Annotated in this window: 13 protein-coding genes; 6 read left to right on the plus strand and 7 right to left on the minus strand. The window is 63.1% G+C overall.

Features of this window, described 5'->3' with window-relative positions:
- Window positions 1-100 precede the first annotated feature (100 nt).
- Window positions 101-655 (minus strand): NADPH-dependent FMN reductase, encoded by a 555-nt coding sequence (locus RZR99_RS07820; protein WP_323119175.1) that lies wholly within the window; start codon window positions 653-655, stop codon window positions 101-103.
- A gap of 407 nt (window positions 656-1,062) precedes the next feature.
- Here RZR99_RS07820 and RZR99_RS07825 point away from each other — a divergent pair, with 407 nt between their 5' ends.
- Both RZR99_RS07825 and RZR99_RS07830 read left to right on the plus strand, forming a co-directional pair.
- Window positions 1,063-1,668 (plus strand): RNA polymerase factor sigma-70, encoded by a 606-nt coding sequence (locus tag RZR99_RS07825; protein WP_323119176.1) that lies wholly within the window; start codon window positions 1,063-1,065, stop codon window positions 1,666-1,668.
- Window positions 1,649-1,846 carry a zf-HC2 domain-containing protein gene (locus RZR99_RS07830; RefSeq protein WP_323119177.1) on the plus strand — a complete coding sequence of 66 codons (198 nt, stop codon included), beginning with the start codon at window positions 1,649-1,651 and terminating at the stop codon, window positions 1,844-1,846. Before RZR99_RS07825 ends, RZR99_RS07830 begins: the two co-directional genes overlap by 20 nt.
- A 234-nt stretch (window positions 1,847-2,080) precedes the next feature.
- Here RZR99_RS07830 and RZR99_RS07835 read toward each other — a convergent pair whose 3' ends face one another.
- Together RZR99_RS07835 and arsC are read right to left on the minus strand one after the other, a co-directional pair.
- The gene (locus tag RZR99_RS07835) at window positions 2,081-3,454 is read right to left on the minus strand and encodes a GntT/GntP/DsdX family permease (protein ID WP_323119208.1); all 1,374 of its coding nucleotides are present in this window, start codon (window positions 3,452-3,454) and stop codon (window positions 2,081-2,083) included.
- Window positions 3,455-3,638: 184 nt separating this feature from the next.
- A complete protein-coding gene (gene arsC, locus RZR99_RS07840) occupies window positions 3,639-3,995 on the minus strand; it encodes an arsenate reductase (glutaredoxin) (protein WP_323119178.1) in 357 nt (118 codons plus the stop codon).
- A 439-nt stretch (window positions 3,996-4,434) separates the two neighbouring features.
- On the opposite strand from arsC, the gene parA reads away from it, so the two are divergent.
- Both parA and RZR99_RS07850 read left to right on the plus strand, forming a co-directional pair.
- Entirely contained in the window at window positions 4,435-5,097 is a 663-nt protein-coding gene (gene parA, locus RZR99_RS07845) for a ParA family partition ATPase (RefSeq protein WP_323119179.1), read from the plus strand.
- 24 nt (window positions 5,098-5,121) lie between these two features.
- Window positions 5,122-6,180, plus strand: coding sequence for a ParB/RepB/Spo0J family partition protein (locus RZR99_RS07850; RefSeq protein ID WP_323119180.1), 1,059 nt, complete (start codon window positions 5,122-5,124; stop codon window positions 6,178-6,180).
- Window positions 6,181-6,276: 96 nt separating this feature from the next.
- On the opposite strand, the gene RZR99_RS07855 is transcribed toward RZR99_RS07850, so the two are convergent.
- Window positions 6,277-7,653 carry a replication initiation protein gene (locus tag RZR99_RS07855; protein ID WP_323119181.1) on the minus strand — a complete coding sequence of 459 codons (1,377 nt, stop codon included), beginning with the start codon at window positions 7,651-7,653 and terminating at the stop codon, window positions 6,277-6,279.
- A gap of 1,845 nt (window positions 7,654-9,498) precedes the next feature.
- Between RZR99_RS07855 and RZR99_RS07860 the strand changes: the two genes are divergently transcribed.
- Window positions 9,499-10,683 (plus strand): DNA-binding protein, encoded by a 1,185-nt coding sequence (locus tag RZR99_RS07860; RefSeq protein WP_323119182.1) that lies wholly within the window; start codon window positions 9,499-9,501, stop codon window positions 10,681-10,683.
- Between the two features lie 84 nt (window positions 10,684-10,767).
- Here the strand turns inward: RZR99_RS07860 and RZR99_RS07865 are convergent, their stop codons facing one another.
- Window positions 10,768-11,799, minus strand: a complete 1,032-nt coding sequence (locus RZR99_RS07865) for a tyrosine-type recombinase/integrase (RefSeq protein ID WP_323119183.1) — start codon at window positions 11,797-11,799, stop codon at window positions 10,768-10,770.
- Between the two features lie 259 nt (window positions 11,800-12,058).
- Between RZR99_RS07865 and RZR99_RS07870 the strand changes: the two genes are divergently transcribed.
- The gene (locus RZR99_RS07870) at window positions 12,059-13,474 is read left to right on the plus strand and encodes a DUF2252 domain-containing protein (protein ID WP_323119184.1); all 1,416 of its coding nucleotides are present in this window, start codon (window positions 12,059-12,061) and stop codon (window positions 13,472-13,474) included.
- Window positions 13,475-13,531: 57 nt separating this feature from the next.
- On the opposite strand, the gene RZR99_RS07875 is transcribed toward RZR99_RS07870, so the two are convergent.
- The gene (locus tag RZR99_RS07875) at window positions 13,532-13,906 is read right to left on the minus strand and encodes a DUF2471 family protein (RefSeq protein ID WP_323119185.1); all 375 of its coding nucleotides are present in this window, start codon (window positions 13,904-13,906) and stop codon (window positions 13,532-13,534) included.
- 78 nt (window positions 13,907-13,984) lie between these two features.
- The gene (locus tag RZR99_RS07880) at window positions 13,985-14,587 is read right to left on the minus strand and encodes a helix-turn-helix domain-containing protein (RefSeq protein ID WP_323119186.1); all 603 of its coding nucleotides are present in this window, start codon (window positions 14,585-14,587) and stop codon (window positions 13,985-13,987) included.
- Window positions 14,588-14,742 lie beyond the last annotated feature (155 nt).

Genomic DNA, 14,742 nt, shown 5'->3' on the forward strand with positions numbered 1-14,742 from the left:
CGCGGGGAACCGGCGGCGGCCGATGCCGCCCCCCGCCCCGACGGGTACGCGTTTCCCCGATGCGAAGGGCGGCGTCCCGTGGGCCCGCCCGCCGCGCCGCTCAGACGGCCGCGTTGCGGCGCACCCAGCCGGCGTAGCGTTCGACGAAGCTCTGCAGGAACTTGCGCGTATCGTCGTTGACGATGTTGCCCTGCGCGTCGATCCGCGACGCATCGTGCCGGATGAACATCTCGGGCTGCGCGAGCGTCGCGACGTCGAGGTAGGCCAGGACGTTGCGCAGATGCTGCTGCGAGAGCGCCGTGCCGGTCGCGCCGGGCGACGTGCCCAGCACGGCGCCCGGCTTGCCGGCCCACGAATTGCTGCCCCACGGGCGCGACCCCCAGTCGAGCGCGTTCTTCAGCACGCCCGGCATCGAGCGGTTGTATTCGGGGGTCACGAACAACAGCGCGTGCGCCGCTTCGATCTGCTGTTTGAAACGTCGCGCGGGCTCCGGAAAGTCGGCGTCGTAGTCCTGGCTGTACAGCGGCAACGCGCCGATCTCGACGAACTCGAAGGTGAAATCGTCCGGCGCGAGCGACATCACGGCATGCGCGAGCACCCGGTTGGTCGATTCGCGCCGCAGGCTGCCGACGACCACTGCGATGTGATAAGTCATAGGATTCTCCTTCTCCAGGGTAGGCAATTCACTGAATTCATTCACGATCGGACGGTAACGGCCCATTTGTAAGCAGGCCAGCTTGAGTCCTTCTGCACGGGCGATTGAGGCCGACTTTCCACAAAGTTTTCCACAGAATCTGTGGATAACTTCGAAAACATGCGTGCTCGTTACATCCATGTCGGCGAGATGTCGCTTCCGTGTCCCTTCGATGTCGAAAACCGGGCCTGCGGCGCATTCGCGGTCAGCATAGCGTACTGTTTGAAACCCGCGCGATGCCGACGGCCGGCGCCGGATCGATTCGCCGGCCGCGTTTGCGCGAGGCGGCGTCGCGCGGGTAATCTTGCGCTTTGTCCGCGCGACGGGTCCGCGCGGGCTGCATGAACAGGAACAGAGGACAGCCTTCGATGCCGCACACGCGCGCCGCGTACGACGATCCCGTCTATCTCGCGCAACTCCGCCACGATCTGCTGCGCTTCGCGCGCTTGCAGCTGCGCGACGCCGACGCGGCGGAGGACGCCGTCCAGGACGCGCTCGCGGCCGCCTGGACCCAGGCCGACCGCTTCGAGGGGCTGTCGGGCCACAAGACATGGGTGTTCGGCATCCTGCGCAACAAGCTGGTCGACACGATGCGGGCGCGGCGACGGACCATCAACGTGTCGGCGCTCGAGGCCGAGCTTGACGGCGAGTCGCTGCTCGACCGCGAACTGTTCAAGGACAACGGCCACTGGACCCCGTACGCGAAGCCGCGGCCGTGGCCGAAGCCGGAGACCCTGTTGCAGCAGCGGCAGTTCTGGATGCTGTTCGATGCGTGCCTCGATCATCTGCCCGAACAGATCGGCCGGGTGTTCATGATGCGAGAATTTCTCGATTTCGAAATCGACGACATCTGTATCGAGCTGGCGATGACCGCCAATCATTGCAGCGTGCTGCTATACCGTGCGCGGACGCGCCTGCGCACCTGCCTCACCGAAAAGGGCCTGACGACCGAAGATGCTACCGGGGAAATGTAAGGACATCACGCGCCTGCTGTCGGACGCGCTGGACCGCGCGCTCACGACACGCGAGCGGCTGCAGGTGCACGTGCATCTGCCGACCTGCAGCGGCTGCCGGAACTATCGCCGGCAGATCCGGCTGTTGCGCGGCGCGGGACGCGTGGCAAGCGGCAGGGAAAGCGGATTGAAGGAATAAGGCGGCGGCCGGGGCGCGCTGAACGATGTATCGCCCGCGGCGGTCGGTCATCCCGAGCAGGGAGGGCTGACGGACGGCACCCGCTCGGATGGCCTTGCAATGGCCGCGTCGCCACGTCGGCCCATCGCCTGTGCCTCCGCCGAGCGCGCGATACCGAAGCCGGGGACTGCGACAGCCGCTCAAACGCGCGATGCGCAATGGTTTCGTCGCGACGGCCCCAACGCGGCCGCGCAATCAGAGCAGGATGCTCCAGAGCGTCAGGGTCAATGCCAGGCCGACCACCGACACGATCGTCTGCAGGACCGACCATGTCATCACGGTCTGCTTCAGGTTCAGGCCGAAATATTCGCGCACCATCCAGAAGCCCGCGTCGTTGACATGGCAGAAGAACACCGAGCCCGCGCCGATCGCCAGGGCGAGCAACGAATTGTGCGTCGGGCTGAGGCCGGCGACGAGCGGCGCCACGATGCCGGCCGTGGTGGTGGTCGCGACGGTCGCCGAACCCGTCGCCTGCCGCAGCGCCACCGCGATCAGCCATGCGAGCAGGATCAGCGGCACGTGCGCGCCGAGCGCGATCTTGCCGATCGTGCCGCTGATGCCGGCCATCACGAGCGTCTGCTTGAGGCCACCGCCCGCGCCGATCGTCAGCAGCAGCGCCGCGATCGGCGGCAGGCTCTTGCGCAGGATGGCGCCGACCCGGTCGCGCGCCATGCCGCGCCCCCAGCCCAGCACGACGATCGCGAACAGCACGGTGAGGCCCAGCGCGATCAGCGGCTCACCGAGAAAGTCGAGCGTGTCGTAAGCCGTCGTATGCGGCGCGAGCCACAGCTTCGCGATGGTCCGCCCGAGCATCAGGACCGCGGGCAGGAGAATGGTCGCGAGCGAGATCGCGAAGCCGGGCAACGCATCATCGGGCGTTTTCGACGCGAACACCTGACCCATGTCGGCCGGTTCCTCGACCGGCATCCGCTTCGCGAGCCACGAACCGTAGACGGGCCCCGCCAGCACGACGGCCGGCAGGGCCACGATCATGCCGAGACCGATCGTGAGGCCGAGATCGGCGTGCAGCGCGCTCACGGCGATCAACGGACCGGGATGCGGCGGCAGCAGCGCGTGCAGCGTGGTCATGCCGGCAAGCGCGGGAATCGCGATGCGCATGATCGGCTGCTGCGCGCGGCGCGCCATCACGAAGATGATCGGCACCATCATCACGAGCCCGACCTCGAAGAACAGCGGCAGACCGATGATTAGGGCGACGAGGGTCATCAGCCACGGCAGCGTGCGGGGGCTGGCGTGGTCGAGGATCGTGCTCGCCAGCCGGTCCGCGGCGCCGGAATCGGCCATCAGCGCCCCGAGCATCGCGCCGAGCGCGATGATGATGCCGACGTCGCCCAGCAATGCCCCCGCGCCCTTGCTGAAGGCACCGGCGATGTGCTCCAGCGGCAGACCCGCGGCAAATCCGGCCGCGAACGTCCCGACCAGGATCGACAGGAACGGCGCAAGCTTCAGCGCGCTGATGAGAACGATGATCGCAGCGAGACCGATCAGGCAGGCGACGATCAGTTGCGAGTCGTGCGGGGACCACGGGGTAGGGATCGAGACAGGCAACACGGAAACCTCTGGCGGGGTGAGATCCGGCACCCGGGCCGCGCGAGCGGATTCGGCGGATGCTCGCGGCCCGGCAAGCGGGATGGACGCACAGGCGGACCGCGGGGCGAGACCCGGGAGAATGGACGGATCGAGGCAGGAAAGCATCGACCCGCACTATTTCCAATATTTCTTCGTGGAAAATTTACTCGAATAAGGATTTGATAGCCTCAGGCGGGCGCCCGATCGCCGCCCGGTCCCGGTAGACGACGATCGGTCGCTGCAACAGGATCGGGTGCGCGGCGATCGCTTCGTATAGCTGAGCGTCCGTTGTTTCGGCGGCAGCCAGGCCGAGCGCGTCGAACGGTGCTTCGCCGTCACGAAGCATGTCGCGTAGAGGGCGGCCGAGTTGCCGATGCAGTGCCTGCAATTGCTCGGCCGTAGGCGGCTGCTTCAGATACTCGACAATATCAAGCGGCTCGCCCGCATGATTCAGCGCCTCGACCAAAGCCAAGGTTTCGCGGGATTTCGAGCAGCGGGGGTTGTGATAGATCGTGATCATCTGTCTCGGGATCGGGGATGGAGAGGTCAACAATCAGGGTATTGTAGCGATCGCGCCATGAAAGGGGGTTGGAGAGGTGACGCTGTTCGGCCCATGGACATGAGGGCTCGGCGCCACCAGACGAGTCGACGCGCACCGCAAAGGATCGCAGCCACGTCCTTACTTTGGCGGGTTTATGCGCATAAAGACCCGCTGGCGCTCGGCAGCATTGCGTTGCGCCGATCTCCTCGCATCTTGATCTTCCACATCACTCATTAACAGTCGCCGTCACGTCATGCCGAGGGTGAACTGCCTCGCAACCACAAGCATGCGCGTACCGCGCTCGCTTTATGCGCATAAACCATCCGCCGATCGGCTAATCCATAGTCGGTTCACCACAAATTCATTGAAATAAAAAGATCGTCCTGTAAAATTCCTACGATCAAAACAGGAGTGAAAATTGGCAGCGGAAATCATTGCAGTCACTCAACAGAAGGGCGGCGTGGGTAAGAGCACGATTGCCATGCATCTCGGCGCCGCATTTCACGAAAAAGGTCGGCGCGTTCTGGTGATCGACGCCGACGGTCAAAACACCCTCGTTCACTGGTCCAGCGCTTCCGCCGATAGCGAAGCCGGCATCCCTTTCCCCGTCGTCAATCTGGCCGAAGCCGGCGGCCAAATCCACCGCGAGATCAAGAAGTTCATCAACGACTACGACATCATCGTCGTGGACTGCCCGCCGTCGATTACCGAAAAAGTCTCTGGCGTCGTCCTGCTGGCGGCCACGGTTGCGGTCATTCCGACGTCGTCGTCGCCTGCCGATTATTGGTCGAGCGTGGGTCTCGTGAAATTGATCCAGCAAGCGCAGGTGATGAACGAAGACCTTCGTGCGGTGTTCCTGCTCAACAAAACGGAAGAGAAGCGGATGCTCACGCGTGAGTTGAAGCGTGCGTTGGAGGAACTGGGCTTCCCGCTCCTCAAGACGCAAATTCCCACACGCGAGGCCTACAAGCAGGCGATGGCGCTTGGCCAAACCGTCCTGCAGATGAACGACCGCGGTGCCAAGCTCGCGGCAGCGGAAATCCGTGCATGTGCCGACGAAATCGTCGCGATGCTGCCCTGACTTTATGCGCATAAAGGACCCTGAATGAAACCCTCACAATTCGCCAAAGGCTTCCAGGCGCGCCCCGATATCACCACGAGCGAGAAGCGAACCGCGCTCGATCGCCTCAATGCAATCGACGGCATCGTCAAATCCGACGCGGCCGCGCCGGCATCTACGAAGTCGTCGAAAAAAGATATCCCGATCACGATTGTCGAGACGCCTCCGACCGAACACGTCGACGAGTCGAGCCAGTACCACACCTGGCGTGTCGAAAATCGCTATCAGGCCGGCCAGGTGATCGAATTGCCGCTCAAGGCGATCAAACCGAGTCCGTTCAATCCGCGCCACTTCTACCTGAAGTCGTCGATCGCGGAGCTGGCTGTCAACCTTGCCAAGCAGGGGCAACAACAGGCGATCCACGTCATTCCCGACTACGACAGCCCCGGCACCTACTTTGTCAGCGACGGCGGCCGCCGCGTCCGCGCATTGAAGGAAGCGAACAAGGATTCGGTGAAGGCGATCGTCATCGATCTGCCGATCGGGCTTCAGAGCTACAAGCTCGGCTACGACTTGAATGTCCAGCGCGATTCGCAAACGGTCTTCGACAACGCGGTGGTCTGGAAACGCTTTCTCGAGGACAAGTATTTCCAGAACCAAAAGGAGCTGGCCGAACATCTCGGTCTGGACGAGTCGACGGTCGCCGTTGCACTCTCGATCGGCAAGGTGCCGGAAGCCGTCATGCAGGAGATGGTCGCGCGCCCGGACCGCTTCGGCTCGAACATGGCCTACCAGGTCGGCCGCTATCACGCGGCTCGGGGAACCGACGCCACGCTGCGCCTGATCAACAAGATCCTGTCCGATGATCTCAGCACCCGCCAGGTCGCCGACATCGTGAAGGGCAGGGCTACCGCGGCGGAGAACGCGAAACCCGCCGGCCGGCAGCGTTATGCGCAGCGCCACGAGATCAAGCTGGACGGCGTATCGGTCGGCGATCTGAAGTCATACGGGGAAGATCGGCTTGAGTTGCGTCTGCGAGGTCTGACGCGAGAAAAGCGCGACGAAATACTGCAGCAGCTCGAACGGATGCTGTTGTCCGACTGACCCAAAGCAATCGGGGCCCCAAGGGGCCCCGATTCTGTATCAACCGTCGTGCTGACTTGCGAAGAAGGATGAACCCGGGCCGGCACCGGCGGCGGCTCAAGCGGCCCTGGACTGGCTCAGCGTAAAGGCGAGCAGATCGCCGTCGGTGGGTTCGCCCCAGGTCTTTTGTGCGAGCCAGTCGAAGAAGGCCGTCTCCGTCAGCTTCGACTCCAGGCCGCGACGACGCCAGTCGTCACGCAGATGCGAACCCAACGCGGGCAGCGCCTCTTCCTCGAACGATTCGCGGGCCACTTCCCGCTCGGCGTCACCCTGCTCGTCGTATAGCGCCTTCGCCTCCTTGCGCCGATACGCGTCGTATTCGCCTCGCAAGCGGGCCTTGAGGTCATCCGGCTGGCCGGCACCCGCGGCCGCTGCGGCCTTGCCGCCGGCGGCCGCGCCGGGCAGCGCCTCGAGCGAGTCGACAGGCGGCGCATAGCCCTTCTTGAGCGCGTCCTTGAACAGCGCCGGCGCGCTGCGCACGGGCGGCAGCGTGGTGCTGCGCATACGCTGCTCCGTCATCTGCAGTGCCGCGCGAATGCGGTTTTCCTCGCTGTCCGCATAAAGCGTTTGCGCTTCCTTCAGCGGGATGCCGATCTTCACCATCCGGTCGACCAGCGTGCTGTCGAACACGTTCGGATGCTCGTCGAGCGCGAGCATGGGCTGCTTGCGCTCCGAGACGCGGAACTGGATCTCGGCGACCCGGCGCCCTTCCCGATGCTCGATCAACTCGACGAAGATGTTCGTCACCGCATTCACTTCGGCGATCGCGGGCCGCAGATAGTCTCGCTTGAAATACTTGTACTCGCGCTTCGCTTCATCGCCGGCTTCGGTGTCGGGCGTGCCCGACAGGATCGGACGCCACCATTCCCAAGGCTCGCGCATGGTCAGGTGGCTCGGATTGGTCAGATAGCGCACGCAGATCTCGTACAGCGCGAGACCCGCGCTACTGCGCAGCTGGCTTTGAAACTGCAGGCTCAGGCGCGCGTACTGGACCGGATCCAGCAGCTTCTTCTTGATCTTGGGTGCAAAAGAGAATTCGACCCAGACACGTCGCGTGGCTGGATCTTCCAGAATTTCCGCATCGGCGATCAGGGTGGAGATCCCCCATTTCCGCCCCGGCTTCTGGCTCGACGTGCCCGTGCTCCATTCGACCTGCACCGAGACCATTCGCCTCAAGTGCTCCTTGACGAGCGCGGTATCGTTGGAATCGAACGCCGAGTTGGCCACGATATCCGACAGCAGCGCGCGATAGGTGTCGCCGGAATCGTCGGCCTGCTGCGCAACCGCAAGCAGCACGTTGAACAGCTTGCGGGTCAGAAGGGTGATCTTGCCGTTCTTCGGCTGAATCGCGATCGCCTCGACGGCCTTGCGCAATTCCGCTGAGCTGGCACTCACCACATCCACATCGGTTTTCTTGGCGCGCTTCGTTGCCATGCTTCGGGTCGGAGGAGAAGTTCCCGGAAGCATAGCGTCTGTGGTGATGCACGTCTATAACGACATGCTCACCATAGCCGGTGAAGCCCGACGAAGAATCGCGACTCACCCGATCGATATCCCGGAAAAGCTCACCGGTCAAAAAAACGCCGATTCCCGACTCACCTTTCTGGCTGTGGGGCCCGCAGGATATGACTGTGCGCGCGGCTGTGCAATACCCGGCGCATCGTCTCCCGTATCGCCTCACCCTAAATTTTTGTCGTGAGATCGCGACGACAAAAGCGTCTCCCAGGGCGCTTTTTGCGACCTCGTCCAAGGGTGATTATTTTTTGAGCAAATCGCTCCCCGACGCAATCGATGCGATCCCGGCCCGGTTTGAGTCGCACAGCCGGATCGGGAACGCTCCCGCTCATCTCCCCCTCCGGTGTACTCGTCCGCCGAGCCAAGCCCCTTCCAGCAAGGGTTAGCGGGCGTTTCAGGCGCCGGGTCGCCCGTGCTTGCACAGGCGGAATCAGGCCATTCATGGTCATCTCCCGAAAAACCTCACCTATTGGATTCCAGGAAGCGAAGTGGAAATAGCCTCACAGGACTGGCACACGGGCGATTGGCGCAAAGCCACTCCTGTAAACCCTCACCTTTGCCCGATTCGATGCTGCGATAACGCCGGTTTTGCCGCCCCCGAAAAGTCTCACCGTTACCGCGTCGGTTTCAAAAAACCCAATGGAGTCGGGCACTTAAGTCTCGAACCTGATCTTTCGTCGGAAGCCCCTTCGTCCCGGATTACCTCACCTGTCGGCTCTCTCGCCTGTGTCGGCACAGCCGAGGATAGCTCCCGAAAAACTTCACCTTTGCCGATTTTTCGATTACGAACGCGCCCTCACCATCCAGCGTTTACGGGCCTTTCAGAGCAAGTAGATGCTCACTTTTCCCGAAAAATCTCACTTTGGCCAAATTTTGGGCACCTTTAGGCTCCCGAAAAAGCTCACCTGAGGGATATTCCGGCGACCGGTGTCGCTACGGCTCCGATAGTCCCGAAAAATCTCACCTATGGCCGCGAGCGAGCATCGAAGCCTGTGCTGGAGTCCCGAAAAGCCTCACCTTTGGGTCCAGGGCAGCCTCGCGGACAGCCAGGACAGGCTTGCTTTCCCGAATATCCTCACAGCAATTAGTGCTGGAATCCCGAGAAATCTCACCGATACCCCTGAATTGCCTAAAAGAAAGGCAGAATCGGTCTATCACAGGGCTCCCGAAAAACCTCACCTGTGCCTGTTTCGAGCCTATCGGGAAGATTTCCGTCTGGCGCGGGTTCACCGCCGCTGTGTCCCCGAAAAATCTCACCTTATGTCGAATCGACTGTGCGGGCCGATCCCGAATCCGCTCACGATCTTTCCCGCATCGGCTCACGGTCGTCCCTGAACCCCATCACTTCGGCTCCCGCAAGAGATCACCATGTATCCCGCAAAGCTTCACCTTGGCAGCCGGAATCCCTTGCTGGTAAAGGGTTTGCTGTGGCGTTAACGTTTTTAACTAAGGGTTCAAAGGTGTTTACATCTAATACTCTCAAGAATCCCCCGAAGAGTTTTCCACAGCACCCCTCACACCTCCCCCCATCAGCATGTGAAACAACCCCGCTTTTTTCACCTCCCAACAAAAATCCTTATGAGACAATCACTTACCCTTGATTCTTCGATTTGTTTCACGGATACCGGACATCAGTCTCATTGAAGACGTTCATCCTGACGCAAAAGCCGACTGTGTCGCACAATGCACAACGCACCCTCGAAAAAAGTATCAGGAGAAACGTAATTCGTTATGATTGATACGAATTGATCTTCAAGGCCTGTGATGACTCTCGACGAAATCCGCCAAACCATCCGCGACGAACTCGACGCACTGCGCACAGCCGGCGCCCGCCGACAAGATCTCTCGCTGCATGCCTGCAAACGCCTGTTCTTCGATTTGGGAATCCGGCCATCTGCGGCGAACGTCCGAGATCTGACTCAGACCGGTAGCGCCAGCGATATCCCCAAGGACATCGACCATTTCTGGGAACGCATTCGAGCGGCATCCAAAGTCAGGCTCGACGGTGCGGCAATTCCCAAGGCACTGGAAGAAAAGGCGGGATCCCTGCTTGGTGCGCTCTATGAAGAAGCCTTGACTCACGCGAGACAAAGCCTCGATGACGAACGGCGGCAGGCCGCAGAGGAAATCGCCTCGGCCGGGCAAAAACAGCGCGATGCGCTGATTCGTCAGGAAACGCTCGAAGCCGCGCTCGCCCGAAGCGATGCCCGGGCCGAATTGCTGCAGAGCCGGTTGACCGCGGCCGAGATTCAGGTGGCGTCCGCTTCCGGCCAGGATACCGCCCACCAAAGTTCACTGCAGGGGCTGATCCACCGGCTGGAAAGCGAGAATGCACTACTCAATCAGCGCTTGGAGGCCGAACAGGGTCAGAACGCAACGCTTCGTGATCGCATTGACGCACTCCATGGCGAACTGCGGCAAAGCACCGAGCACTACGCGCAGCAGATCAAGGACGCGATCGCCGAAGCAGAACGCCGCGTCAAGCCGATGCTGGTCGAACTGGATTCGTTGCGGAGCATGGCATCGACCTATCAGGCTGGCCTTCGAGATGTGAACCGCAAGGAATTCGATTTTCTTCAGCAACTGAGCACCGCGAAGGCGCGGGCGGATCGGTTGGATCAACAGCTGCGCGAACAGAGCGACGAGCTGGCCGCTGTCAGCCGCGAAGCGGATGCGTTGCGATCGAATCAAAGGATGACGCCGGAACTGGCCGCCCTGATCACGCGGCTTGCCGACACCGGACAGCTCGATGCCGCGGCATTCGATGCAATCGGTACATCGCTCGATGCCCACGTGATTTTGCCTGCGCACTGCCCGCGATGCGGCGAGGGCGAACCGGAACTGTCGCACACGGACGAGGGATACGAGCTGCAGTGCCCTGAATGTGAACACGCGTCTGGCTCCCGGTCATCACGTTTCGAGGCCGCGGCGTACTTCGCCCGCCACTGACGCGCATCTATCCCGATGCGGTCACAGGTGAGGGTAATCGGGAGCCCAAAGGTGAGCTTTTTCAGGATGCGAGAAGCATTGAATTCAAGCCTGCCCTGGCACGCCGGGCGCGCTCTCGATCGACACGGGGGGCGTGTTTTCCAGCCCCTCCTGCCAGTTTTTCCATGCGCGATGCAATCGGTTCGACGACACCGGCTGCATGAACCCGAGCCATCGCCCTACTCGTTCCGGCGCGACCCCATTTTCAAACAGCTCGGCGGCGAACGTATTGCGCAGCGTTTGCGGGCTGGCGCGCGCAGTGCGCGATGACGCAATATCGGCGGCATCGATGATCGCGTCGACCGCCCGCAACATCGTTGCCTTGTGCATCGGCCGGCCCGCGAGCGACGATGGGAACACCAGATCGCCGGGGATGTCGCAGCGGCGGCGCTCGGCCAGCCAGGCATCCAGCAGTGCGATTGCGAACGAAGCCAGATGCGTTTCACGCGTGAAATCGGGATGCGACGACGGAATCGTCAGCGTGGTTGTTGCCGGTTTTACGCAACTAATTGTTAGTCCACGCGCTTCGCCGGTTTTGAGGCCGCCGCCGAGAAACGTCGCAATCAACGCACGGTCCCTGCGTTCTTTCCAGTGCGCCGCGCCGGCACTCGGCAGCGGTGAAAACAAGTAGGCGAGCAGCGCGGCCCGTTCGGCGGGCGCGAGAAAGCCGGTGGGTTCGTTGTCGCGGGCGCTGCGCCAGCTTGCTTCGCCATCCTGAGCAATGAAGCGGGCGGGATTGGTCGACCCGAGTTCGCTTCGCCGGATATGATCGAGCACGCGCTCGATCAATCGCAAATAGCGAACCCGCTGTGTTTTCTTGATAGGCAGCTCGCCGACGAACAGCGCAATCGATGCGGTGTCGACCGTCGCCAGATTTTTCTGCCGTTCGCCGAGCCAGGCGAGAAAAGCGCCCCATTGCGCTCGGTAGACTTCGGCGGACGATCGGCGAAACTGCTGAGTGGCGAGCCACGCATCGAAGGCGGACTCCGGCTGAGCGATCCAGTCCGTTGGATGTCGGTCGAACAGATCGCCGGCATTGGCGGGTGCATGAGGCGTCGAAGGGGTGGGCGTCGACATGTTGATATTTCCGTTAGTTGCATTCAATCATAGCGTGTCGCTACGATTCGATAAAGTGCGAAGTCAGGCATGTTCGAAGCACCGCATTTACTTCGCCTGACCCTTTTCGTATGCTCAACGCGCTGAGGCGGTATCCCTTCGGGCGCGCGGGCGTTGCCGTACCGTTTGCCCGGCTCTCGCAACCGATCGATGTGGGCGGCGATTTTCAGGCGCGCGCCGATCGATTCCACCGGGACTTCGCGGGCCCCGGGAGGCGGACATGAAACATACGGAGACCGTGGCGGAACGGCGCACCGAGGGCCGTGCGGCGCGCTCGGACGCGCCGCGGCGCACGCATGCGCACCCTGGCTCGACCGAGCGCGATCCGCTTGCCTTGCTCGAGCGCAGCAGCGCCGGCCGGGTGGCCGCGCTGGTGCCATTGCGCTACGGCCGGATGCTGGCCTCTCCGTTCACTTTCTTTCGCGGCAGCGCGATCATTCAGGCGCACGATCTCGCGGGCACGCCGAACAGCGGGCTGCATTTCCAGATCTGCGGCGACGCCCACCTGATGAACTTCGGCGGTTTCGCGACGCCGGAGCGCGCACTGCTGTTCGACCTGAACGACTTCGACGAAACCGCGCCCGGCCCATGGGAGTGGGACCTGAAGCGACTGGTCGCGAGTTTCGCGATTGCCGCGCGACACCTGGGGCATGGCGACGTTTTCGCCGCCGAACTGGTGCATCGGGCGGTGCGAACCTATCAGTACCGGATCGACGAATATGCGCGGATGGGCGTGCTCGACCTCTGGTACGAGCGGATCACGTTCGACCGGATGGCCGAATCGGTCACGTCGGGACGCTTGCGCGAACGCATTCAGCGCGGCATCGAGCGGGCGTCGCGCCGGACGCATGAAACGGTGCTGCCGAAGCTCGCGTCGATGGAGCGCGGCACGTGGCGGATTCGCGATACGCCGCCCGCGGTGTTCCATGTGTTCGGCAAGACCACGCTGTTCGGCCCGGAAGACGACTGGCTGGGCCTCGGGGACTGGCGGACGCTGATCCAGCCGATTTACCGCGATTATCTCGGCTCGCTCGCGCCCGACCGGGCCGCGCTGCTGTCCCATTTCCGCATGCACGATCTGGCGTTCAAAGTGGTCGGCGTCGGCAGCGTCGGCACGCGCTGCCTGATCCTGCTGCTGACCGATCCGCAGGACGGCCCGCTGTTCCTGCAGTTCAAGGAGGCGTCGCAATCGGTGGTGTCGATGTTCTTCAGGGGGCGCGGGCCGAAGCATCAAGGGCACCGGGTGGTGGCCGGACAGCGGCTGATGCAGGCCGCGAGCGATCCCTTTCTCGGCTGGACCAGCGGCCCGTTCGGCCGTTCGATCTACGGGCGGCAGCTGCGCGACATGAAGATATCCGCGCAGCTCGAACTGTTCGATCGCGACACGTTTCGCCACTACGCGCAGCTCTGCGGCTGGGCGCTGGCGCGCGCTCATGCGAAGGCGGGCGGCTGCGCGCCGCAGATTTCGGGCTATCTGGGCCGGAGCGAGCGGATGGCGGATGCGCTGTCGAACTACGCGATGGCCTACGCGGACCAGGTCGAGCGCGACTACGAGATCTTCCGCCACGCATGCCGGACCGGCCGGCTCGACGCGCGGACCGACGCGGATATGGCGGCGGACTTCGGTATCGGCTGACACGCGCGGACGTGTGCGGCCGGCCGGGACGTGAAGCCCGGCGCCCGGGCCGTTCATCTAGCCACCCCACGCCCGCGCGACGCGCGCGCTGCGGGCCGGCTGCGCTCTAGGCTGCGCGCCGGCGGCCGCCTCGTAGGCCGCGACCGCGAACGAGAACACGGCGGGCAGCGCGTTCGATTGACCGAAGTCGATCGGATCGTCGGTTTCGGGAAAGCGCATTTCCGGCGGCCGCTCGAACAGGCAGCGCATCAGCGAGTCGTGCCGGCTCGCGAAGCCGAGATCCGCCAGCGCCTCGGCTTCTATCGCGTGCAGGAGCCGCCACGTGAGCGGCACATGCTGGCGGATATAGCGCGCGGCAATGTGACGGACGATCGTCTCCATATCGTGCGCTGCAGCCTTGAAGCTGAGCGCGGCCAAATCCTGTTCGGTCATCGCGGCTCCTGTTTTGCGTATACTGTACAAATATACAGTAGTTCGCGCAACTGGCTGTTTTGCCGGCGGGATGCCGCGTCAGCGATGGATCACGATCAGCAGGGCTTTCGCCTCGCCCTTGCCCGCGTTGCGGATCGCGTGCGGCGCGTCGGCCGCGTAGCGCGCGGTGTCGCCCGTCTTCAGGCGCCGGACGACGGCCGCCGCCTCTACTTCGACCGTGCCGTGCAGGACCGTCACGTGCTCGCGGGTGCCCGGCTCGTGCGCGTTCGATACCAGCGCGCCGTGCGCGGCGAGCGTAAGCTCGTACCACTCGAACTTGCCTGCCAACTCGATCGGGCCCCATACGCGCAGCTGATATTGCGCGTCATGGCCGGCGAGCGTCGGGATGTCGTGCGGGCCGTCGACGCGCACCGTCTCCGGCGCCTTCGGCTGCGCGAACAGCTCGTCGAGGCTGATGCCGAGGGCATTGGTCAGGCGCCACGCGACGGCGATCGTCGGATTTGCCTTGTCGCGCTCGATTTCGGAGAGCATCGATTTGGACACGCCGGCGGCGCGCGACAGATCGTCGAGCGTCAGCTTGCGCTCGCTGCGCAGCCGTTGGATCTGCTCGCCGACACGCGGCGGCGTGACGGCCGCGGGCGCGGCGGCGGCCGGACGGCGCGATCCGCTGGAGCTTGCCATTTGGTTTCCGTTCGCTTAGAGTTGTTCGGTATTTCGAATTCTAGTTCGAAATACAGGAAATTTACGATAAATCCAACGGCCGACTATATCAGTAGCAAGCGGCGTCGCCATCGCCACGAGCGGGGCGGCGCGTGTGGCTTGCGGCCCATGTCAGG

The organism is Burkholderia alba, from assembly GCF_034721475.1.
Taxonomy (GTDB): Bacteria; Pseudomonadota; Gammaproteobacteria; order Burkholderiales; family Burkholderiaceae; genus Burkholderia; species Burkholderia alba.